The following is a 23,429-nucleotide window of genomic DNA, read 5'->3' as shown; positions in this document are numbered from 1 at the left end:
CATATAAAAATTTATTTTAAACTAGTATACTAAGAAACATTTCCCTCTAAAATTTTTATCTCATCTCAGCAAATTATTTATATAATTTTATCACATTGTTAGTAAAACTCAATCATATTTAACATATTTTATTTTTTGCACACTTTTATTTTTCCTTTATCAAAACTCACCCTTTATTTTTATATGTTTAATATATTACAAATATCATACTAAGTTTTATAAATAAAACAACTATCTGTACTATAACTAATTCAAAAAATGACAATGCACATTAACTATTTGTCTAAAAAAATATTTAGTGATATGATAACTTTAAAATTACTTACCTAGTTTCCTTAAAATAAATAAATCTAAAGTTGTTTATAATTCCTTATGATTTAAAATGAAGGAGAAATGCCTAATGATAGACTTACACATTCATACAAATAATTCTGATGGAGATTTTGATGTAATAGACATCTTAAAAATGTCGGAAGAAAAGAATTTAGAATTTATTTCATTTACAGATCATCAATCTGTTGATGCATATAAAAAAATTAGCAACTTAAATATAACTAATTTATACAGTGGTAATATAATTAATGGAATTGAAATCGCTTTTTCATTTGGCGGAATCAGCATGGATATGCTAGGATATAATATTGATATTGATTCTATAGAAAAATCAAGAATATTACAAGTTAATAAAAATATTAATGTTATTGAAAAAGAAAATTCTAAATTAAATTATTTAATAAATGTTTGTAATGAACTAAAAATTCTACATTCCTCTAATTTAAATATAAATGGCAGAAATACTCCTGCTAACGATGTTATTTGCGATGATATTTTAAGCTATGATGAAAATTTGCATATTCTAAAAAAATTAGAAATTACTGATAGAACTACTTTTTATAGAAAACACTATTTAAACCCTAATAGTCCATTTTATATAAAGACAACAGAAGATCTTCCAAATATCTATGAAGCTGCAGAAACAATTCATAGTTCAGGCGGTAAATGTTTTTTAGCTCATCCTTATGTATATGAAGTAGATGACATATATAATTATATGGACAGTATTGTTAAATTAAACTTAATAGATGGTATTGAATGCATACATCGTAAGCATTCTCACTCACAAATTAATGAAATAATTAATTATTGCGACAACCATAACCTATTAAAGAGCGGAGGCAGTGATTTTCATACTTCAGCTCATACATTAGGATTTGGAAATAATGGTAAAACACCAATTAATTATCCTATAGCTAAGAACTGGCTACAATAAGTTCATTCTTTCATATTTATTTAGCTTTAATAATATATTTTGCACACTCTTTTACTATATATTAATCTTCACTTAATAAGAATATAAATAAATTGAACCCTTTTAAAGTAGATTTTCTTCCAGTATTTTCAGCTTTTTCTACTTAATTGGGCTCGCTTCATCATAAAATTTCACAACATATAATCCTCTGTATTTAAGACTTTAATTGTGATTTTAGTTCACCTATATTCTTTCTAATGTCATAATCTATCATTAAATATATAACGCAGTTTTTAACCATATCTTAATTTTATATTTAAATATTTTTACATTACCTGTAATTTTCTTTTTTATAACTTACAAGAAATATATAGTCTCAAGAATAATCAAGTACTCTTTTACAGATATTTCTATATTAAACGCTTCTTCCATTGGTTTTAATATTTCTCTAATAAAATTATATTTATCTTTATTCTCATCTAACATTTTCTCACTATACTTACGATATATAATTTTTTCGCCACTTAACATACGCTCTATTACACAAGCAATGTGTAATATTAACCCTATTAATGCAGAACTATTAAGTTCAACTTGATTATTTACAAGACGTATATAAAAGCTTCTAAAACACTCGATATACTTATATGAATCTATATTTACATTTTCTCCAATTACTTCTCTCATATCATATATCTCTTCTATTAGACTTAATCGTGATTTTAGCAGTTCTACTTTTTTCTTATCAAAGATATCTGATGTTGATATATACAACAAAGACTCATCATCTGGTTTTACTGCACTTACCACTGCCAATATATCCTTTTCTGCCTTTATTTTTTGTATATTATGATTGAATTTTTTCTTGTTTACTATGTCTATATTAAGTATATCGATGTCATTGCTAGTGATTTCTAGTTTCTTTTCCACAATTGGCTTGAGTTTTATAGCAGTTCCTTGTCCTGTAATGCAAGCTGTTATAATTACCTTCTTTTTAAGTGTTGAATTTATACTAAAATTGTCTGCATAACTTCGCACTATATGTGGATTTAAATTTATGCAGCAATCATAAATTTCCTCCAATGAGGCTTTTAATGTTGCTTTTCTTGTAGCTTCAAGAACAATAGGGGTAGATACCATTTCTATTGTTTTTACCGGTACCTTTGTCTTTTCGTAAATCATATCCCCAAATAAAACAAGAGATCCCATATCTACTAACAGCAATACTCCTCTACCTTTATCTATTTCTTTTACTATTTCTGTTAAATTCTCTAGTGCAGTCTCTGGTTTCTGATCCAATGGCATATCATAGCATATAGCATATTTCTCACCCAAAAGTCTATTAGCTACATCAGCCATTGAACTTGCTGTATACTCTCCGTGCATAGCAACAATAATTCCAACACTACTCTCATTTTCATAATCCTCTTTATCTATACATAAAAACATAGTTATAAATCCAACTTCATCTTCTGGAATTCTAATATGAAATGTGCTTTCAACTTTTTCTTTCAAATCATACGAAATTTCATATTCCCTGGGATGCATCTTTTTAATATCTTCAAGCTGATGATTTTTAATTTCTTTTCCATTTAAAATTCTTTCAACTGTACTTGCTACATGCATTGATAGTCCATATAAAATTTTACTATCAAACTGCATTAACAATTTTTCACTAGCCTTATTTAAAAATTCACTAACTAGATCTACAATTTTTCTATCAACTACTTTATATAATTCTTCTAAATTATCTTTATCTATATTCAGTATATATTTTTTAAAATACGTATCTATATCAAGACTCATTATAAGTTTTATGTCCTTTTCACTTATTCCATTAGACTCCAAAAGTTTTCTTTTTTCTTCTAATGCTCCATAAAAATCAACTATTTTTATATCTTCTTCTTCTCTTACATTATTTTCATCCAAACAAAACTTTATAACATCTTGATTTACAAACCTATCAATTTCACTTCTTTTCTCCTTATACTTAAATAATCCACTAAGTACATACTGAGGCAAGTATTGACTATGAATGCATATATTCTTATCTCTTTTCATCATATTCTCAAGAAAAGCCTTTGAGCAGCTTAGTTTTATATCGCTTTTGAGTTGTCCAATATTATTAGAACAGTTGTATAGTAAGAATGCTTTTAGCGCATTTGCTGTAATACTTATGCTCTGCTTAATGCAACTCACCTCTATCTTTAAAAAGTTTTTAATAAGTTCGTATCTTTCTTCTATAGTCCTATCTTTTAATGCTGGTAGCCGTATAATCATAGGAATTCTTCTAGTAAATGTTTTCAATAATGCCGATTCAACATTTTCAGTAGTAGCACATATTATAAGTAGCTTAACTTTATACTCTTCCTCAGAATCTCCAAGTCTCCTATATATGCCCTTATCAATTATAGAAAATAGCATTTCTTGACCTTCCGATGGTAATCTATGAACCTCATCCAAAAATAATATTCCTTCATTAGCTTTTTCAACTAATCCTATGGTATCTCTGCTGGCACCAGTATATGCCCCTTTCTTAACACCAAAGATGTGACTCACTAGTAGCTGTGGATTATTTGCATAATCTGCACAGTTAAATGAAATAAATGGCGCATTGGCTTTTATTTTGCCAATTTCTTTAGCATACTTATACATAACTTCTGCAAACATTGATTTTCCTGTACCAGTTTCCCCTAAAAGAAGAGTATGAAGTCCATTGGGAGGATATATTATAGCGGCTCTGGCCTGTTGTGATGCGTTTTTCAGACTGAAGCTAGTTCCAATGATGTTATCAAAAGCATCTTTTAAAACTTTTTCTGTGCCTTGCTCTATCTGAATATCCTCCTCCTTTATTTTATATAGTACCGGCTTCTTCAATATCTTTTCTATTTTTCCATCTCTATAAAGTTTATTTAAATCACTAGATACGTTCGTCCTTTGAATATTCATTATTAATGAAATTTCTGTAGCTGAAAAACCGTTGATGCATCTACGTTCATTATATTCCTTACTACACAGATCCCTTAGAACTTTATAAATATTATCAATCCTTCTCATTGCTTTTCCCCTCATATCCTATTCGTATAACTCTCTTAACGTTAACACTCTAGGTACGTAAATTAAATTTAAATATCTTTAACTAATAAGCTTATTATACATGATTTACCATAGAATTTGAATAAACATATCAAAGAGTGGATTATTCAAGTTTTATTAAATAACCCACTCCATTTTTACTATTTGCTGTTTTTACTTATTATACATTGCATGCTATTTCTTTTTCTTTAAACTTTTCTTCATACATTTTAATAAGTTCACAGATAAGATCTTTAGCTAAAGATGCAGTCATTAAATGATCTTCTGCATGCATCAGCAATAAAGATAATTCTTGTTTATTACCTGCGGCCTCTTCTTGAATTAAGCCAGTCTGTATATTGTGAACTAATGAAAGTTCTTCTTTAGCTTGTTTCATACATAGATTGGCTTTATCAAACTCACCGTTTCTAGCTAAATTTAAAGCCTCAAAACAAGCTGATCGTGAATTACCTGCGTGACTAATTATAGTGAAAACTATTTCTTCTAATTCCATATTCATTTTAAATCCTCCATTATTTATCCATTAAGTTTAGTGCAAGTTCTAGAACACTTTTTCCATCTATTCTTCCATAAAGTTGTACTGGTATGCAGGCATAAGGCTTACCTTTTTCATCAACTATTTCTTTAACCCATTTTTCTTTATATTTAACTTGAGGCCCAAGTAAAAATACATCATAATCATCAACATTTTCATCCAAATCCTCTACTGGTTCAGCATTAATAACTAAGTCCTTGCGACCTATTTCCTCTGCATATTTTTGCATTTTTGTTACTAGCAAACTTGTTGACATACCTGCTGCACACATTAATAATATCTTCATGCTAAATTCCTCCTAAATTTCATTCTATAAATATTTTTCTAATTAATACACTAAGCTTGTACTGTATTTAAATTTTCTTCTTTCCCTTCAATTTCTAATTGTTGTTTTTCAGCAAATTTAAAGAATGGGTAGTAAATTATTGCTGCTATAACCATTTCTACAGCAGACCAAACTGCTGCTCTCCAATCTCCACCAGTTGCAATAAATGGTCCTATAATAGGGGGCATTGTCCACGGAACCATAGCTACTGGTCTACCAATTATGTCAAAATACATCATAAAATAAGACAAAGTAGTAAGTACTAAAGGTACCACTGTAAATGGAACTAGAATAACTGGATTTAAAACTACTGGAAAACCAAATATGACTGGCTCGTTTATTTCAAAACATGCAGATGGAAATGAAACCTTTCCAAGTGATTTATAAAGTTTGCTCTTTGAACGGATCATTAATAAAACTAAACAAAGAGTTGCACCTGTTCCTCCTACATTAACAAACAATGAGTAAAATCCTGATGCTGTAATGTATGGAATCTTTTCATGTGCTATAAAAGCTGCTGTATTAACAGTTAAAAATTGAATATATATTGGATCTGCTATACCTTCAAGCGTCATGTCTCCATGAATACCTGCTGACCAAAGTAATGTAACTAATGCGCTATATATTAATATTCCCGGAAGAGTATTAAGGGCAAAAACAACTGGACTAAATATCATAGTAATAAAATCAGTTATATTAAATCCTATAACTACTCTTATTAGCCAAACTGTAATCATAACTACAAGAGCTGGTATTAACGCAATAAATGAATTTCCAACTGCTGGCGGAACTCCCTCTGGTAATTTAATAACAATATTTCTCTTTACGAAAAATCTTAATACTTCTACTGCAAACATACAAACTATTATAGCAGTGAAAAGTCCTTCTGCTCCGAATTTACTAGTATCCAATTGAAAATCCTCTGTCACTTGTGTAAGTAAAAATGCTACAAAAGATATTACTGATCCTGTAATTGGATCTAATTTATAGCTTTTAGCTAAGTGATATCCTATTCCAAGGGCTGCTAAAACGCCTAGAACTCCAAATGATGAATTTACAACTACATTCATCTTTGGGCCAAGCTCTCCAATATAATCTGCCCACCAATCAAATGGAAGGTTACCTAAAATAAGAAATATACTTCCTACAATAATGAATGGAATTGTAATAGCTAATCCATTACGAATTGCCATTAGATGCCTTTGATTACCGACTTTAACTAATGGTGGTATCATCTTTTCTTGAAAAAAATCCATAAATCTTTCCATAATTTCTTCTCCTCCATAATTTTTTCGTTCTGTTAAGCTGCATAAACATCTTTCAATTCTATTTAAGTAGTAATCGCAAGCTTGCTAAGTATTGAATATCTCTGCTAAAGTATTAAATAATAGAACTGAAGAAAACAAACATAAAAATTTTCTATCTTACGATAAGTTATATAAAACTAATTTTAATAAACATTATATTCAAACAATGTATTATGAAAAATGAAATCCATAACTTTTGCATAATATTATTAATACTCAAAAATGAAGATAATTAAATCCCATAATTATTTCAGCATACTAAAGTAATCGTTTTTATATGTTACAGTATAATTTTAATATTTATAAATGTATAAGACAAATATAATTGAATTATTGTTTATTATTACTATCACAATATAAATTTTCACTCAATATATAGGCAAAAGATTACGTTTATTTTTTATAAAATACAAGAGATTTGAGGTTTATGGTGAATAACTAAATTTGTTTATTAAATTTATGCTTAAGTAGGATTAAACTAAAATTATATAATCGCTAAATAGTAAAATTTATATGAAATATTAAATTATTTCTTACTAACAACTCACAGAATGAATTTATTTTTACACAGAATTATATAAGCAATTACCATGCCAATACTCTAAAATACTGATAAAACTTAGACTTAAGTGATTCGGTATAAAATCAATACACATTTTACAGTTTTCTAAAGATATAATACACATATGTGTATTATATCTTTTCTACATTTCGTTTTTCATAACTAAAAGGCTTAAAATACTGCCATATATAATTAAACGCCAGTATTATGCCATTAATTGATTACGTAGCCTACTAACGCTTTGAATATAAATTTGTTATCACAACATATATGCATACAAAATTAATATTTAAAAATGCAAAAATCTGTATAAACTAAAAAACAGTATTAATACTTGTCCATATTAATACTGTTTTTTATCTTTATTTATATAATTTTATTGCATAGCTAAAAATCTAATTACTATCCTGTTTACATTAATTTTAGTAGCTATCACAAATTAGTATAAGAAAAACCTGTTCTTAAACCATTAATTAATACTAATAAACATCACCATCTATATTGAAAGTATCTCCATAAACTGTAAAATTAAAGTCTGGTTTCAAATCTACATTACCTGCTTTTAATAATTTTCTGTATGCATTAACTCTATCCGAACCTTCTGGATCATCATCTTTAAGGAATGCATATCTATAATCCATTACACTAGAAAGAAATTTATTTTCATCTATACCATCCTTAGGTAATCCACCTAACTTTTTCTTAGCCGAATTAATATATTCTTTTGCTCCATCTTCTCCATGATTTACACACATATCATATATAAATGCTAAAGTTAGTTGATGTTTAGCGCCAATGGAAGTTGCTAGAGATACTGCTGGTTTCCAATACATTTCATCAAGTTCATATAATTGAGCTTTCTTAAATAATGAATCATTACATGCCTTTACATCTTTTATAAAATTATCTAGGCCTTTAATATCATCATTTTTTCCATCCTCATCATGTTCTTCCTTGTCTATTCTATCTAATGCTGGAATATACTTTGCCAAATTATTATTGGGATTTAGCTTAGTATAATAATGTATTAATATATTTCCATCGTAAGTTCCTGTAGTAAATCCTATACATCCAAATGTAATTCCTCGTCCATCAAATGAGCCAAGCTTCTCTGCATAATTATAAACAAACTTTGTTTTACTGTTTTCACATACAGTCGTTAACTGAAGGTCCACTGCTTTTTGTTCAGAATTTGCAGTAATGGCTAATGCTGCTGAAGAGAATGAGAGACACATAGTCAAAGATACTGCTAAAGTAACTAATTTTCGTAAATTTTTCATATAAAAATTCCCCCTAATAATTATTTTATCTCAATTATATATAAAGCAAATATTATGCCAATTATAAAATACAAATAATGTATATTGAAAACAGATGCTTTATAGATAAATAATACATATTATTTAATGTGTATTCTAAAAATACATGTACAATACACATAAATGTATTAATTACATAATATGTAAATTGCATATAATCTTAAAAAGTAAAAGCTTTGTATTGAATTACTTAATCCTTTGAAATATTAATAATTCAATACAAAGCTTAATTATTATGAGAATCTAATTTTCTAATCTTCAAGAATAGCAGCTACAATACTTGAATTTTTCAACATAAAGTTTTTTTATCTAAAATTAAAACATTATCGTAACGTTAACACTTTTGTTTACATATAATAATTCATGGTAATAGTTCAAGAATATATATCTTAAGATAAAATAATATTATGGAGGAAAACAAATGACTAAAATATATGAAGGAGACGCTATAAATCAATATACTGGCGTAAAACCAACTGAATTAATGCAGGAATCATCAAATCTTTTATTTAGAGTTCCTGTATTCCTAAGCCATCCAAGTAGATTGAATTCTATTCAACAAGAATTTGTTGATGCTATAATATCTAAAATAAGAGATGCTTTATTATTTCCACGTACCCTACCAGTAACCGAACAATATCCCGAAACTCCATTAACAAATATCAGAAGAATGATGCTATCTAGTTATGGATTTATTTCACTTAATCTTAATCAACGACAGGTATATATAATTCAAAATAATCTTGGTCAACCTCAAAATCAGTTTGCTCTTGAGGGTAGTCCTTTTGCTCAAATTGAACCAGCTATGGCTTATCAATACGGGCTTCCTATTCTTCTTATAAGAGAAGCTGGAGTAGAACAAAGTGGGATTTGGTCATTTGGTATAGGTCCATTCCTAATCTTGGAGTGTGATCCTACAAGACCACTTGAAGATTTCTTTACAAGTAATGCGTGGCTAGAAATATTTCAAAATTGGATATCCCAAGTAAGAAACGGATTTTATCTTCAAACTCAACCCGAATTTAAATATTCTTGTAATAACACTGATGTAAGGTAAATTAAAAATATTTCTTAGTTTTTATACTCCATCTAAAAGATCTAAAAAAGCTGTTACATCACAAAGAAATTCTTTATGTAACAGCTTAACTTTTCTTTTAACTGACATTAAAGTACTTTTTAAACATGATTCTTAATTATAATCCTTATTAGCCATACAAAACACTTCCACACACTAAAAATCCCCATGATAATTTAATCTATCATGGGGATTAAACAAATACTAGTAATATCTGAATTAACAAAATCAACATATATTAATTAATATCTATTTGCTTCTTATTATTCTTCCTCTAAAATTTCTTCTACTTCTTCTACACTCAGCCCTGTAGCTTCTGCAATTTCATCAATTTCTTCAAAGCCCATTAAATCACGAGCTAAGGAAATCATAAGCTTTTTCACATTTTCTTCAACACTTGGAGGGAGCTCAGACATATCAGTTAAATTTTCTGTTAGATCAAAATATTCTTCTCCATAAGACTCTTCTTCTTCTTCTGCTTGCTCAAAAAGTCTTCTTTTTTTAGCTTTTTCTCTATCAAATTCATTAAGATATACTAACTTACTATTGTTTACTTCTAAGTCTTCATCTGAAAACACTGTTATACCTTCATTCTCCAATAAAAGGGCTGTAATTCCCTTGCCTTTTACTTTATTACCTGTAAAAGTACCATCATACACAAAGTTAGATCCACATGAAGGACTTCCTTCTTTTAATATAGCTTTTGTGGTTCCAAGTTCTTTTGCAATTTTTAATGTTTCATATGCACCATCTATAAATTGCTTAGTAACATCCTCACCTTTATTACTTAATGCTTTTCCATTCCCATCTAACACTTCACTTGCTGCACTATTTAGTTCAACAGGGTTTCTTGGAGTTGGTAATCCGCCTAATTGCTCTGGACAAACTAGAACTGCTTTTCCTTCTCTAAATAATTTTAAACATCTATCATTTAGATTATTTTTACCACTATATTTACAATTAACTCCACACAAGCATGCACTTATTATGTACATATTATCACCTCTTATCTAACGTACACTTAACACTATAAAACAAAAACTTAAGAGAAATTTAATTATAGCTTTACTTAATTATACATTAATATTTGTATAATATTCTTACTAACAATAATTTTAATGATATTTTTAACTTAAATAAGTAAAAATATTAGGTATATGAAAAAAATAACTACCCCTTAAGTTCTACCATAGTAACTCCGTCTCCACCTTCACCATATGCACCTAGCCTATATGATTTTACATGTGGATGTCTCTTAAGCATATCATTTATTGCTTTACGAAGTACTCCAGTTCCTTTACCATGAACTATTGTTACTTCCCCTAAATTAGCCATATATGCATCATCTAAATATTTATCTGCTTTGTAGCACGCTTCTTCTGCATCTAATCCCCTTAAGTCTACTCTAGATTCTACATTACTTAGATTAAGCTTTACTTCTCTTTTTCTTCTTACTTTTTCTTCTTTGGTAACTTGAGTTTTTCTTAAATCTTTAAGCTTAACATTTACTTTCATTATTCCAGCTTCAACTTGAACTTCGCCTCTGTTATCTGGCATAGAAACAATAATTACTTTTTGATTTAATGAAGGCAGGTAAGCTTCCATTCCAAGAGTTACATTAGTTATAGATTCCCCCTCATTTTCCTTCATCTTGTGAATTCCTTTTTCTCTTTCTTCTAAACTATCTTTAAGTTTCTTCCTCTCTTCTTCAAGTCTTTGCCTTCCGCCACCTGCTATTCCAAGCTTTTCAAGCTCTCTCATAGCTTTTAAAATATCATCAGCTTCATCTTTAGCATTTGCAATTATCTCTTTAGCCTCACGTCTAGCATCCATATAAGCTTTTTCCCTAGTATTTTCTAATTTTTCAAGCTTTTCCTCATACTTCTTTTTAAGATCTTCTGCTTGATCTCTAAGCATCTTAGCTTCCCTTGCTTCTTTTTTAGCTATTATACTTTTTTCTTGAAGTTCTCTGATTAGATTTTCAAATTGAAGATTTTCTTCAGACATGTATTCTTTTGCGCGTTTAATGACACCTTCTACAAGTCCTAATCTCTTAGAAATCTCAAAGGCATTTGATTTACCTGGAACCCCAATTAATAATCTATAAGTTGGCCTCAAGGTTTCTATATCAAATTCAACAGAAGCATTTTCTACACCATCTGTTTTTAATGCATAAGCTTTAAGTTCACTATAGTGAGTAGTTGCAATTAGCTTTGCGCCTCTATTTCTTAAAGTTTCTAATATTGATACTGCAAGAGCTGCTCCTTCTGCTGGATCTGTACCTGCGCCAAGCTCATCAAATAAAGCTAAAGACTTGTCATCTACATGCTTCATGATATTAACTATATTAGTCATATGAGATGAGAAAGTAGACAAGCTTTGTTCAATACTTTGTTCATCACCTATATCTGCAAATATTTCTTTAAAGAAGGCTATAGATGAGTTATCTCTAGCAGGAATCAATAATCCGCTTAATCCCATAATATGAAGCAAACCAACAGTTTTTATTGTAACAGTCTTACCGCCAGTATTTGGTCCTGTTATCATCAAGGTTTGAAATTCTTCCCCTAGATATATATCTGATGGCACAACTTTATCGCTTTCTATTAATGGATGCCTTCCAGATAATATACTAAATATTCCATCCTCCCTAACTATTGGCTTAACAGCGTTTAATGCAGATCCATATCTTCCTTTTGCAAATATAAAATCAAACTCAACAAGTACCTTTAAATTACTCAAACATGAGTCCCCATTAATTTTAACTTTTAGCGAAAGATCAGAAAGTATTCTTTCTATTTCAGCTTTTTCTTTTAAAAACAATTCTCTTATTTCATTGTTTAAATTAACTAAGCTCATAGGCTCGATAAAAAACGTTGCTCCGGTTGAGCTTTGATCGTGTACAAGTCCTGGAACTTGACTTTTATATTCTGATTTTACAGGAAGCACATATCTATCGCCTCTCATAGTATATAAATCATCCTGTAAGTATTTTGAGTTACTTCTAACAATAGAACTTATTTTTTCTCTAACTGAAGAGTTCTTTTCTTTTAAGCTTCGTCTGATATTATAGAGAGTTTGGCTAGCTTTATCACTAATTTCATCCTCTGATACTATGGCTCTTTCTATTTCGTCTTCTAATGCTTTTACTGGAGCTAATATGTAAGCTAAGTCTTCAAGTTTTGGATATGACTTTTCAACTTCTTCTCTTTTAAAGAATTCCTTCATATTTCTCGTAGCTTTAAGCATTCCACCTACTTTTAATAATTGTCCTGGCGATAAAGTTCCTCCCTTTTTAGCTCTTTCTATACCTTCATGTATATCAGCTAATCCTTCAAGTGGCGGATTCCCCTTTGATATTAAGATTTCAAGAGCCTCGTTTGTCTCCTCTAACTTATTATTTATTTCATATAAATTATCATAAGGCTCAAGATCCTCAACTTTTGCTTTAGCAGCATTTGTTCTTGCATATTTCTTAATTTTTTCTTTTATCTTATTAAACTCTAAAATTCTTAGAGATCTTTCATTCATATATCCCACATCCTAACAATCAATCAACAATTGACAGCATATAAGAGATAACTAAGAATTCATACTTATAAAACTTAAAATACTCTCTCTAACAAGTTTCAAAGTAATTTGCATCTTAATCATCAATTACAAGCCGTCAACTATTTCTTGGTATTATTCTACTCCACGTTTATAGTGGCCTTTAGTATATTTATTATTTTCATTTTTTGCTTTACGAGCAATCTGATTTAAAACATCTTTTACTTCATCATAACTTTCATCTTTAAAGTCTACTCTAAAATTTGAAATATTAAAAGACTTAAGTTCTTCCATTTCATCAATTAAATTGGTAGCTATTGAATTTAAAATATAACTTCTACAGCTATTATCACCCAAAACAGTAAAACTTTCATTCATTCTATCTATTAACTTAAAATTGTCCTTCATACACACGCCACTACATTCTTTTTTAGATGACTTATTACCAAAAGTACTTCCCATAGGACAATATTCACTAATCATAAGCTCAGTTTTTCCATAAATATTTATTCCCATGTTGCAGTTAGTGTTCTTCATTAATTCTTTTATTTCTTTTCGATTTAGTTCAAGACTTAAGAATGGAATGTCAACGTCTTGCGCATAAAATTCAGCCGCTTCTTTATTAAATATATTTAATTTATAATCTCCTATTATAAATAGTTTATCTTTATAGATTTTTATTATTCCAGCATTAGATGTAATTATTCCCTTTATATAAGGTTTTAGTTCATCTATTATTTTTACTATGCTATTAAATTCCTGCTTAATAATACTTGGAACTTTTAAATATATATTCTTATCTTTTGAAGTTTCATATAAATTCTTTAAGTCATTTTTATTCAACGCATGTTTTTGCCTGCTGAAAAATATATCTAACGCTATATTTTGAGCCTTATTATCCTCAAGTAGTGCCTTTAGTTGATCTTTTGTAATACAACTATAAATGTAGCCTAAGTTTTCCTGGCATTTTGCATTCCATTCTTTAATAGTTCCTTCTGTTCTTTTCCTTCTATATGAACTTACTTCTTCTTTTAAAATCTTTTCAAATAATTCTCTTCTTAGATTATTTATAGATGAAATTCTTATAAACCCGTCATCAAAAATATCAAAAATTATCTTATCAAATCTATATGGAATTTCTCCTGATTTCCTTAAGGCTTCCTCAACTCTTTCTCTTGTTAATGGTTTATTCGTTGCCTCTTCAACCATTTCTCCATAAACTCTATACTCTTTTTTATTGTATTTTGCTTTAATACAAAGAGGTGAATTAACTTTAAATTCAATCTCACTAGTTAAATTTATCTTCCTTTTATAAGGTTTTAAATCATCATTTAATTCATCATAAAGTTTTTTATCAGACATCTTATATAGCTTATAGCCTTTTTTATATCCACCAGTTGGAAATAACTTAACTGTTTCGCCCTTAAAAGCTTCTTTAACTTCATTATTATTATTTAAAATCTTACTTAAAGTAAATCCATCGTCATTAAACCTTATACCATCACCCAAAGATACGCTTGCTTCTAGTTTAACTTCTCCACTGTTAGACACCTGACCTATATATACACCAGTATTTTTAGGGTAATTATAGCTCATCATATCTTTTCCTACATTTTTATATAGATATGCTTTAGCAAAACCTTCTCTATTAAATAGTTGTGCTAATTCTTGTCTTCCCCTTTGTAAATCAAACTTTGTATTTACTAATACCTTATCAATAGCTTTTCTATAATTCCTTGTAACTCCAGCAACATATTCTGGCTTTTTCATTCTTCCTTCAACTTTTAATGACGAAGTTCCACTCTTTATAACGGCGTCCATATCATCAATAAAACATGTATCTTTAGGACTTAAAAGATAAGCCTTTCTTTCTCCAAAATTTTCACCCTTCAAGGTATACTGCATTCTACAAGGTTGTGCACACCTTCCTCTATTTCCGCTTCTTCCGCCAATCATAGAACTCATTAAGCACTGTCCCGAATAACATACACACAAAGCACCATGTACAAATATTTCTGTCTCAATTCCCAAATCTTTTGAAATATACTTAATTTCATCTACTGTAAGTTCTCTAGATAAAACTATTCTCTGCATTCCTTTTTCTCTAAAATATAAGGCTCCCTCTGCATTATGAATTGTCATTTGTGTAGATGCATGAAGTTCAAAATCAGGATACACATCTCTTATTAATTTTACTAACCCTAAATCTTGTATTATTATTGCATCTACTCCAATTTCATAAAGGTATCCTGCATATTTTAAAGCTTCCTTTAATTCACTTTGTTTTAAAATTGTATTTATAGTGACATATACTTTTACATTATAGCTATGAGCATAATCAACAGCCTTCATCATTGTTTCATTATCAAAATTTGATGCATAAGCTCTAGCTGAAAATTTATTTCCACCAAGATATATTGCATCTGCTCCATTATTTATAGCAGCAATTAAACTCTCCATGCTTCCTGCTGGAGCTAGTAATTCTATCTTATTCATATTTCTCCTTCATTGATTATCTTTTCTTTTTTACAATAGGACCTACTTGTTCCTTTTTAGCTCTTGCAATTTCTATTTCTTTGTTTATTATTTCTGCTTGTAGCTCAAATAACCTATTGTGAAAAGTTCTTGCTTCTTGATTAAGTTTATCATTTTCATCAGCTAATTCTTCTTTTTCTTTAGCTAGTATTGACATCTTTCCTTGTAAATCATCTATTGATACCTTACTTGTATTCAAATCTTTTTCCTTAGCTTCTATTTCTCTTTTTAATTTTAGGAAAATCCCTTCTTTATCTTCCAATTCCTTTTCTAATCTAGCTAAAGCTCTCTCTCTACTTGCTAATTCTTCTTTAATTCTTCTTAAGTCATTTTCTTTATTCTCTAATGTATTGCTTACTTCCTCAATCTCTTTTACCTTAATATTAACTTCTACTTCTTTTTCTTCATGAACTTCTTTAAGTTCACCTTTTAGCTTTTCATTATCATTTCTTGTTATTTTTAATTCCTCTTCTAATCTTTCTTTTTCTCTATCAGAATTCTCTATTTCTTGTGATAATTTATCGTTAGTATCATTGATATTTTTAATTTCATTATTCAAAATATCTTGTTCTTTCTTTAATTTATTAATTTCACTTACTAAAGTATCCTTTTCTTCATTTAATAAATCAATTTGATTTACTAACGATTCATTTTCTTTATTTAGCTTGCTTAATTTTTGCTTACATTCTGTAATTTCTTTTTCCGATTCTTCAAATAAATCATTAAGCTGTTTATTAAGATTAGCTTTTTCCATATTATTATCTTGAATTTCTTTTGTTAACTTAACAATATTATCTTTTTCAAGTTTTAAACTATTATTTAATTCCTGCTCTCTTACAAGTAAATTTTTAATTTTCTTATTTAATTCTTCTTCACTTAATAACAACTCTGTAATTTTATTTTTTAGTATTTCCTTTTCTTCTCTAGCTTTAGAAGTTATTGCATTATTAGTAGTAATTTGATTTTCTAACTTTTCCTTATACTCAGCAAGTTCTTTAGTACATTTATAATGGTCCTCATTTAACTTTTCTAAATTTGCTTTACATAAAGTATATTCTTTACTTATAACTTCTTTATTATTAATTTCATATTTTAAGCTCTCGCCTACTTTTTTCAATTCTTCACAAACATTGTTATAATCAGCTTCTAATGAAATATTCTTTTCTTGTAATAGAAGCATCTTATTATCTAAATTTAACTTAGTTTGAGTAAGTTCTTTTATTTGTTTATCTAACTCAAAATTTACAGCAGTCATTTCATTTAATTGTTCAGTTACCATATCTTTTTCTTTATTGACTTTAGTAAGTTCGCTAGTTAAACTACTTACTTGTTCATTAGCTTGTTGCACTTGCTTATTTAATCTATGCTCTTTGTTTTTGGCCTCATCTATCTTCTTATAAAGAATCTTGCTCTTCTCTTTATAGTCCGCAATATCTTTAGTTAAGGTTTCATTACTATTCTTATTTCTCTTATTCTCATCAGTTATTAATTTATTTTCTTTTTTTAGCTTTTCATTTTCAATTTTCAGTTTATTAATTTCATCACTTAATGAACCAAATTTTATTTCTACATTATTATATTTTCCATGCAGTTCTTCTTCTTTCTTCTGAAAATTATTTTGAATCTCTGATTTTTCTTTATTTATATTTTCTAATTGTAAACTTAGCTCATCCACCTTCTTCTTTAACGAAGAATTTTCATTACTAATAGTCTCTTTGACTTTGATCGCTTTGTCCAATTGTAAATCACACTCGTAAAGTTCATCGGCTATATTTACTGCTGCTAAAACAGAAGCATCTGTTGTACTAAAACTAGCTTTCTTAGACAAAATTTCTTTAATTCTTGTATCAACAAAATTTGCTACCCCAAGCAAATATTTTTCGTCTTTTTCCCCTTTTAAGTTATAATTCATACCATTTATATTAACTGTTACCCTAATCATAATAATAGCACCTCGTAAAATTCTTTATTACTTCTAATTATAGGGTATATTCATCAATAAAACAATTATGTTAGACTAACCGAACCTTGAATTCTTGTACTTTTTCTTCAAATTCATGAAAAAAAGACTATATCTATTCAATTGTTAAAAAAGTTTTCGTACTTCTTAAATTTTATGCTATACTTATTTTGATTATTTTATTGTTTAATTGTATAAAAATGATTAATATTACTTTATTGTGTTAATCATTCTTATATATAACTAGAATTGGGCGGTGAGTGAAATTAATATTAAATCTATTTTAAGCATATTACTATCAAAAATTACTGCGTTTTCTGCAAAACACATTGTAAAAGGTGGAAGTAATTTTCCTGGTAAGATAGCTTTAAAAATTGATAAATCAATCTTAAAACATGTTAGTAATGGATACAAGGTAATTCTAGTTACTGGAACTAACGGAAAAACAACAACTACAAGCATGATTTATAATATCCTAAAGGAAAATAAATTACACGTTATAACAAATAGCACTGGAGCCAATTTATACCCAGGTATCGTAGCTTGTTTTGTTTCCAACTATTCTTTTTTTAAGAAAAAAGAAAATCCTTATGCGGTAATAGAAGTTGATGAGGCTAATGTAAAATTCATTACAGAACATATAACCCCTGAAATAATAACTGTAACTAATTTATTTAGGGATCAGCTAGATAGATATGGAGAGGTTTATACAACTCTAGTTAAAATTTTAGAAGGTGTGACTAAAGTTCCTGAGTCAAAACTAGTTTTGAATGGTGATGAATCTTTACTCGGAAAGTTAGATATAAAAAATCCAGTAGTATATTATGGTTTTAATACACCTATTAAAGAAGATACTACATTGGAAATAAATGCTGATGCAAAGTTCTGCAAGTTCTGTAAGGCACCTTATTCATATAATCTAGTTACTTATAATCACTTAGGCGATTTTTACTGTCCTGAATGTGGTTACAAGCGTTCTGAACTTGCTTATGCTGTAAATAAAATTTTTGATTTAACACCTGAAAACTCTTCTGTATTAATTAATGACACTGAAGTTTTCATAAGCCAATCAGGTGCTTATAATATTTACAACGCCTTATGTGCATTTGCCATTTCAAAAGAACTTGGAATAGAAGACTCAGTAATTAAAGCTTCTCTTCAAAATCAAAGTTCAAGCTTTGGCAGGCAAGAGCAAATATCTATTGATAATAAAGATGTACAAATTATATTAGTAAAAAATCCTGCTGGATATAACCAAGCTTTAGATACCCTTGCTCTTAATACGAGTGAATTTTCAGCAGTTTTCATGTTAAATGATAATTACGCTGACGGACGTGATGTCTCTTGGATTTGGGATGTAGACTTCGAAAAAATATCTAGTTTAAAAATAGAAGATATTTTTGTATCAGGAATTAGAATGTATGATATGGCAGTAAGATTAAAGGTTGCTGGATTAAATGTAGATAAATTTATTTTAAAAGAAGATTATGAAGAGCTTACAGATAAAATTAAGGAATCTGCGTCTAAAAAAATATATATATTAGCAACTTATACTGCAATGATTAATTATAGAAAATATCTTCATTCAAAAGGTTATATAAAAAAACTTTGGTAAGATAAGGAGAATACTATTATGGAATTAACTATTTGTCATTTATATCCGGATTTACTAAATGTATATGGTGACGTAGGTAATGTACTCATTTTAAAACATAGAGCAGCCCTTAGAGGAATTGACGTAGATATAATAAATACTTCAATAGGTGAAAACATAGATAAAGACAATGTGGACATCATCTTCTTCGGTGGTGGCCAAGACTATGAACAGTCTATAGTCTCTAATGATTTAAATGAGATAAAGAAAGATGCTTTAACAAGTTATATTGAAGATGGCAAAGTTATGCTAGCTATATGTGGCGGATATCAATTATTAGGTAAATACTACACTGCTCCAAATGGAGAAAAAATAGATGGACTTGGTATTTTAAATCTATATACCGAAGGCGGGGATACTAGATTTATTGGAAATACAGAAATATTTAACGAAGAATTTAATGAAACTTATGTTGGATTTGAAAATCATTCTGGTAGAACATATATAAATGACCATACTCCCCTTGGAAAATGCATTCACGGATATGGCAATAATGGTGAAGATGGATATGAAGGATGTATCTATAAAAATACATTTGGTTCGTATTTTCATGGCTCTTTTCTTTCAAAAAATCCAGAATTTGCAGATAGGCTTCTAACATTAGCTTTGAAGAACAAATACGGAGAAGATGTAAAATTAGAAAACTTGAATGATAATTTCGAATTAAAAGCAAAAAATTCTATAATACAAAGACTAAAGTAAATATTACAAAATTGTAAATTCTCATATATTGTTTGTAACTTTTTACATAACATTTATTGTTATAGCATTACATAAATGTTATACTTAAAATGTTTTATTATACTTAAGGCATGTTAAAAAATATTATTATTTTATATATGTTTAAAAGAAGTGGAGAGATTTGACTTGAAAAAAAATTTAATTTTAAAAGCATTTGCATTAACCCTTTCTCTTTCTTTATTTAGTCCATTAAGTATGGCAAGTTATGCAGCAAGCAATTCTGCAAAACCTAATACTGAAACTTCATCAGAGAACTTACCAAACATTAAGGCTGAAGCTGCTTTAACTATGGATTTAGAAACAGGAGAGATAATTTATTGCAAGGATGCTGACAGCAAGAGATATCCTGCTAGTACAACAAAACTTTTAACTGGCTTATTATTAGCTGAAAGCAAAGACAAAGCAGATCAGCTTGAATATACTAAATCTGCAAAGGAACAACCTGAATACTCTTTAAATTTAAATTATATGCATAATACTATGCAGCCTGGCGACAAAGTAACTGCCGATGATATAATGAAGGGCTTACTACTTTTTTCTGGTAATGATACTGCATATGTAATAGCAGACAATATTTCCGGGGACGTTAAATCATTTGCTGAATTAATGAATAAAAAAGCAAAAGAACTTGGAGCTAATAATAGTAACTTTGTTACTCCTAATGGACTTCATGATCCAAATCATTACACTACAGCATATGACCTTTCAATAATTATGAAGGCAGCTTTTGCAAATCCTTGGGAAAGAGAAACAATGGAACTTGAAAAAGCTCCTATAACTTTAAAGAATTCTAGAATAATTTTAGAAAATAGAAACCTAACACTTGGTAAAAATGGTAACCTTGCTGGTAAAACTGGTACAACTAATGAAGCTGGCGGTTGTTTAGCGACTGTTTATGATAGAGATGGGCGTCAGTTAATTGGTATTGTTCTTAAAAGTAGACAAATTGATAATGCAGATATGACAAAATTTAATGATATGGATGCTATTATGGATTATAGCTATGGTGCTAAAAAAGAAGTTTATAAAGCAAATGGTGAAAGTGTTGGAACCGCTGATGTAAAATATAAACCATTTATATTATTTGGGCCTACAAAAACTATCTCTGTTCCAATTAAATTGACTCAAGATGTGAACTATTATAAAAATGCTATAAACGATTCTGAATCTCAGATTACTTATAAAGGAACAGATTCTACTGCATGGAGTTTACTATTCAATAAAAATACTAAACTTACTTATAGTACAAGAAATCATTCTGAAGAAGTTACAGGTTCAGTTGATATTTCACTAGGTTCAATAATTAAAGATAATTTAATTATCTACATTTCTACTTTAGTAGGTTTGGCTATTATCGTAACTCTTATTGCTCTTATTAAAAATGCTGCATCTAATTCAAGACGCAAGAATAAAAATTACTATAGCCGTTCTAACAGAAGAAGAAGATAATTAAATAACTTTACTTAATTTCTATAATATATCTTAAGCATCTTCAAAAATAGGTTGTATTCTTCCTAGGTATTTGAAGATGCTTTTATTTAAGGAGTAATTAACATGAATAAATTGAATTTTAAAGGCAGTGTTATGCTTAATCCCACGCCTGTAGTACTTGTCACATCAAAAAACAAAGATGATAAAGTTAATGTTTTTACAGTTGGCTGGGTAAGTACTGTTTGCACTAAAGAACCTATAATAGCTATGGGAATACGACCTGAGAGATTATCTTATGATTACATAAAAGAAAGTGGTGAATGCGTTATTAATTTGCCAACTAGAGAAATGGTTAAGATCGTTGATTATTGTGGAGTTCGCTCTGGAAAGAAGGAAGATAAAATTAAACATTTTGGTTTGCAACTTAATAACGGTGAAAGTATATCCACACCTTCATTGCAAAAATCGCCGATAGCTTTAGAATGTAAGTTAAAATCAATTACACCTCTAGGTACACATGATCTATTCCTGTTTGAAGTAACAAACGTAAAGGTCGACGAAGACTTAATTGATTCAAATGGTAAGATATGCTTTAACAAAGCTAACTTGATTTGTTATAGCCATGGTGAATATTATGGCTTAAACGCTAAACCATTGGGCACATTTGGATATTCAGTAAAAAAGAAAAAAAAAGTACATAAAAAATAATAATCCTCAATTTATTTTATATTTATCATTAAGTTTACAGCAGTTACATTGTCTTTTGCCATGTAACTGCTTTCTTATTTATATAATATATTTTCAATGTAGAATAAATTTAATATTAAAAGACAATCTAATAATAAATATTACAATTTGAAATTGTCATATGGAGGATTGAAATGAGAATATTAAAAAAGATAGTATCGTTCATAATTATATTAGCTATTATACCTACTTATAATCTTAAAACTGCTTTATATGCAAATGCACAAGTTATCCCGAAGAAGCCAGTAAAGGTTGCAACACTTTTATTTGCTTTCGATGATCCTTATATCTCTTTAGTAAGAAACAGCTTGGAGGAAATTCAAAATAAAAACAAAGATTCTGTTAGCTTTACTTTTTTGGATGGTAGAAGAAATCAAGGTATACAAAATGCTTTATTAGATTCAGCGCTCCAAAGTGATTACGATCTTTTATTGATAAATTTAGTCAGCTTAGATAAAAATACTGTAGGATCAGTTATTAGGAAAGCAAAACAAAGAAATATTCCTGTGATTCTATTTAATACAGTACCTTTTGATACTGAGCCCATCAAATCTTATAATAGAGCTCTTGTTGTATCAACAAATGCTGATCAATCTGGCATTTTGCAAGGAAATTTAATTGTTAAAGAATGGAACTCCGATAAAAAAACTATGGATAGAAATGGTGATAACGTATTACAATATTTTATGTTAAAGGGCCCAAATAATAGTACTGTAACAAATGCAAGAAGTACATACTCTATATCAACTATTAATGATGCTGGAATTAGAACACAAGAAATTTTATCTAAATTCTGTTATTGGGATGAAATATGTGCCAAAGATTCTACTGAATTACTATTTTTGAGATATGGAGATAAAATCGAGGCAATAATTTCAAATAATGATGCCATGGCTATAGGGGCAATTGAAGCATTACAGAAATACGGATACAATAAAGAAGATAAATCAAAATATATACCTGTTTTCGGAATTGATGGAATACCAGCAGCTAAAGACCTAATTAATAAAGGTGTTATGACAGGCACTGTTTTTCAGGATCCTAATCAAACAGCTGAAGCCCTTTATTCCATAGGAATGAACTTAGTTGCTAATAAAAATCCTCTTGAAAATACAAATTATAAATTTGATGAAACAGGAGTTACAATTCAAATGCCCTATCAAGAATATACTCCTCAAAAATAACAACACATTCTATTAATTAATAAGGCTGTTTTAAAGCAATTAAGATATATATATACCTAATTAATTTAAAACAGCCTTATTGTATGTAGCTAAAAACCGAAATTTACAAATTAAAATAACCCAGCTCACCTATGTCCGCCAAGTAAATAATTAATGTAAT

At 28.7% G+C, this 23,429-nt stretch carries 16 protein-coding genes; 7 read left to right on the top strand and 9 right to left on the bottom strand.

The genetic code is table 11. From position 1 onward, the window contains the following. The first annotated feature begins 400 nt into the window (after positions 1-400). On the top strand, positions 401-1,270 hold the full coding sequence (locus L1S46_RS05720; RefSeq protein ID WP_238899478.1) for a PHP domain-containing protein: 870 nt from the start codon (positions 401-403) through the stop codon (positions 1,268-1,270). Between the two features lie 336 nt (positions 1,271-1,606). Here L1S46_RS05720 and L1S46_RS05715 read toward each other — a convergent pair whose 3' ends face one another. The 5 genes from L1S46_RS05715 to L1S46_RS05695 all read right to left on the bottom strand — a co-directional run bounded on the left by L1S46_RS05715 (position 1,607) and on the right by L1S46_RS05695 (position 8,354). After that, positions 1,607-4,306 (bottom strand): sigma-54-dependent transcriptional regulator, encoded by a 2,700-nt coding sequence (locus L1S46_RS05715; protein ID WP_238899477.1) that lies wholly within the window; start codon positions 4,304-4,306, stop codon positions 1,607-1,609. A 199-nt stretch (positions 4,307-4,505) separates the two neighbouring features. After that, complete coding sequence (locus tag L1S46_RS05710) at positions 4,506-4,844, bottom strand: PTS lactose/cellobiose transporter subunit IIA (RefSeq protein WP_011968295.1); 339 nt, start codon at positions 4,842-4,844, stop codon at positions 4,506-4,508. A 13-nt stretch (positions 4,845-4,857) separates the two neighbouring features. Beyond that, a complete protein-coding gene (locus L1S46_RS05705) occupies positions 4,858-5,166 on the bottom strand; it encodes a PTS sugar transporter subunit IIB (RefSeq protein ID WP_017209870.1) in 309 nt (102 codons plus the stop codon). A gap of 50 nt (positions 5,167-5,216) precedes the next feature. Beyond that, positions 5,217-6,473 carry a PTS sugar transporter subunit IIC gene (locus L1S46_RS05700; RefSeq protein WP_011968293.1) on the bottom strand — a complete coding sequence of 419 codons (1,257 nt, stop codon included), beginning with the start codon at positions 6,471-6,473 and terminating at the stop codon, positions 5,217-5,219. Between the two features lie 1,080 nt (positions 6,474-7,553). Further along, positions 7,554-8,354 (bottom strand): chitosanase, encoded by an 801-nt coding sequence (locus L1S46_RS05695; RefSeq protein ID WP_011968292.1) that lies wholly within the window; start codon positions 8,352-8,354, stop codon positions 7,554-7,556. 460 nt (positions 8,355-8,814) lie between these two features. Between L1S46_RS05695 and L1S46_RS05690 the strand changes: the two genes are divergently transcribed. Continuing rightward, a complete protein-coding gene (locus L1S46_RS05690; RefSeq protein ID WP_238899476.1) occupies positions 8,815-9,450 on the top strand; it encodes a hypothetical protein in 636 nt (211 codons plus the stop codon). Positions 9,451-9,731: 281 nt separating this feature from the next. On the opposite strand, the gene L1S46_RS05685 is transcribed toward L1S46_RS05690, so the two are convergent. From L1S46_RS05685 to zapA, 4 genes are all read right to left on the bottom strand, one after another. Continuing rightward, on the bottom strand, positions 9,732-10,463 hold the full coding sequence (locus L1S46_RS05685; protein ID WP_077828856.1) for a DUF523 domain-containing protein: 732 nt from the start codon (positions 10,461-10,463) through the stop codon (positions 9,732-9,734). Between the two features lie 175 nt (positions 10,464-10,638). Next, entirely contained in the window at positions 10,639-12,999 is a 2,361-nt protein-coding gene (locus tag L1S46_RS05680) for an endonuclease MutS2 (RefSeq protein WP_238899475.1), read from the bottom strand. A gap of 153 nt (positions 13,000-13,152) precedes the next feature. Continuing rightward, on the bottom strand, positions 13,153-15,513 hold the full coding sequence (locus tag L1S46_RS05675) for a U32 family peptidase (protein ID WP_238899474.1): 2,361 nt from the start codon (positions 15,511-15,513) through the stop codon (positions 13,153-13,155). A 16-nt stretch (positions 15,514-15,529) separates the two neighbouring features. Continuing rightward, positions 15,530-17,494 (bottom strand): cell division protein ZapA, encoded by a 1,965-nt coding sequence (gene zapA, locus L1S46_RS05670; RefSeq protein WP_238860712.1) that lies wholly within the window; start codon positions 17,492-17,494, stop codon positions 15,530-15,532. A 274-nt stretch (positions 17,495-17,768) separates the two neighbouring features. Between zapA and L1S46_RS05665 the strand changes: the two genes are divergently transcribed. From L1S46_RS05665 to L1S46_RS05645, 5 genes are all read left to right on the top strand, one after another. After that, the gene (locus L1S46_RS05665; protein ID WP_039773906.1) at positions 17,769-19,127 is read left to right on the top strand and encodes a Mur ligase family protein; all 1,359 of its coding nucleotides are present in this window, start codon (positions 17,769-17,771) and stop codon (positions 19,125-19,127) included. 18 nt (positions 19,128-19,145) lie between these two features. Continuing rightward, complete coding sequence (locus tag L1S46_RS05660; RefSeq protein ID WP_011968285.1) at positions 19,146-19,868, top strand: type 1 glutamine amidotransferase; 723 nt, start codon at positions 19,146-19,148, stop codon at positions 19,866-19,868. A gap of 165 nt (positions 19,869-20,033) precedes the next feature. Then, positions 20,034-21,356 (top strand): D-alanyl-D-alanine carboxypeptidase, encoded by a 1,323-nt coding sequence (locus L1S46_RS05655; RefSeq protein WP_077828850.1) that lies wholly within the window; start codon positions 20,034-20,036, stop codon positions 21,354-21,356. Between the two features lie 105 nt (positions 21,357-21,461). Beyond that, entirely contained in the window at positions 21,462-22,046 is a 585-nt protein-coding gene (locus L1S46_RS05650) for a flavin reductase family protein (RefSeq protein WP_011968283.1), read from the top strand. Between the two features lie 173 nt (positions 22,047-22,219). Next, the gene (locus L1S46_RS05645) at positions 22,220-23,269 is read left to right on the top strand and encodes a galactose ABC transporter substrate-binding protein (RefSeq protein WP_238899473.1); all 1,050 of its coding nucleotides are present in this window, start codon (positions 22,220-22,222) and stop codon (positions 23,267-23,269) included. The last annotated feature ends 160 nt before the right edge of the window (positions 23,270-23,429 follow it).

This window comes from Clostridium sp. YIM B02500 (assembly GCF_022324665.1).
Taxonomy (GTDB): Bacteria; Bacillota; Clostridia; order Clostridiales; family Clostridiaceae; genus Clostridium; species Clostridium beijerinckii.
Note: the sequence above shows the minus strand (reverse complement) of the source record. Positions and strands in the feature narration are given on the sequence as shown.

Excerpts from the sequence above, each read along its gene's own strand:
- L1S46_RS05720 (WP_238899478.1), top strand. The coding sequence starts at position 401 with ATGATAGACTTACACATTCATACAAATAATTCTGATGGAGATTTTGAT.
- L1S46_RS05675 (WP_238899474.1), bottom strand. The coding sequence starts at position 15,513 with ATGAATAAGATAGAATTACTAGCTCCAGCAGGAAGCATGGAGAGTTTA.
- L1S46_RS05645 (WP_238899473.1), top strand. The coding sequence starts at position 22,220 with ATGAGAATATTAAAAAAGATAGTATCGTTCATAATTATATTAGCTATT.
- L1S46_RS05690 (WP_238899476.1), top strand. The coding sequence starts at position 8,815 with ATGACTAAAATATATGAAGGAGACGCTATAAATCAATATACTGGCGTA.
- L1S46_RS05650 (WP_011968283.1), top strand. The coding sequence starts at position 21,462 with ATGAATAAATTGAATTTTAAAGGCAGTGTTATGCTTAATCCCACGCCT.
- L1S46_RS05660 (WP_011968285.1), top strand. The coding sequence starts at position 19,146 with ATGGAATTAACTATTTGTCATTTATATCCGGATTTACTAAATGTATAT.
- L1S46_RS05680 (WP_238899475.1), bottom strand. The coding sequence starts at position 12,999 with ATGAATGAAAGATCTCTAAGAATTTTAGAGTTTAATAAGATAAAAGAA.
- zapA (WP_238860712.1), bottom strand. The coding sequence starts at position 17,494 with ATGATTAGGGTAACAGTTAATATAAATGGTATGAATTATAACTTAAAA.
- L1S46_RS05715 (WP_238899477.1), bottom strand. The coding sequence starts at position 4,306 with ATGAGAAGGATTGATAATATTTATAAAGTTCTAAGGGATCTGTGTAGT.
- L1S46_RS05700 (WP_011968293.1), bottom strand. The coding sequence starts at position 6,473 with ATGGAAAGATTTATGGATTTTTTTCAAGAAAAGATGATACCACCATTA.
- L1S46_RS05710 (WP_011968295.1), bottom strand. The coding sequence starts at position 4,844 with ATGAATATGGAATTAGAAGAAATAGTTTTCACTATAATTAGTCACGCA.
- L1S46_RS05685 (WP_077828856.1), bottom strand. The coding sequence starts at position 10,463 with ATGTACATAATAAGTGCATGCTTGTGTGGAGTTAATTGTAAATATAGT.
- L1S46_RS05695 (WP_011968292.1), bottom strand. The coding sequence starts at position 8,354 with ATGAAAAATTTACGAAAATTAGTTACTTTAGCAGTATCTTTGACTATG.
- L1S46_RS05705 (WP_017209870.1), bottom strand. The coding sequence starts at position 5,166 with ATGAAGATATTATTAATGTGTGCAGCAGGTATGTCAACAAGTTTGCTA.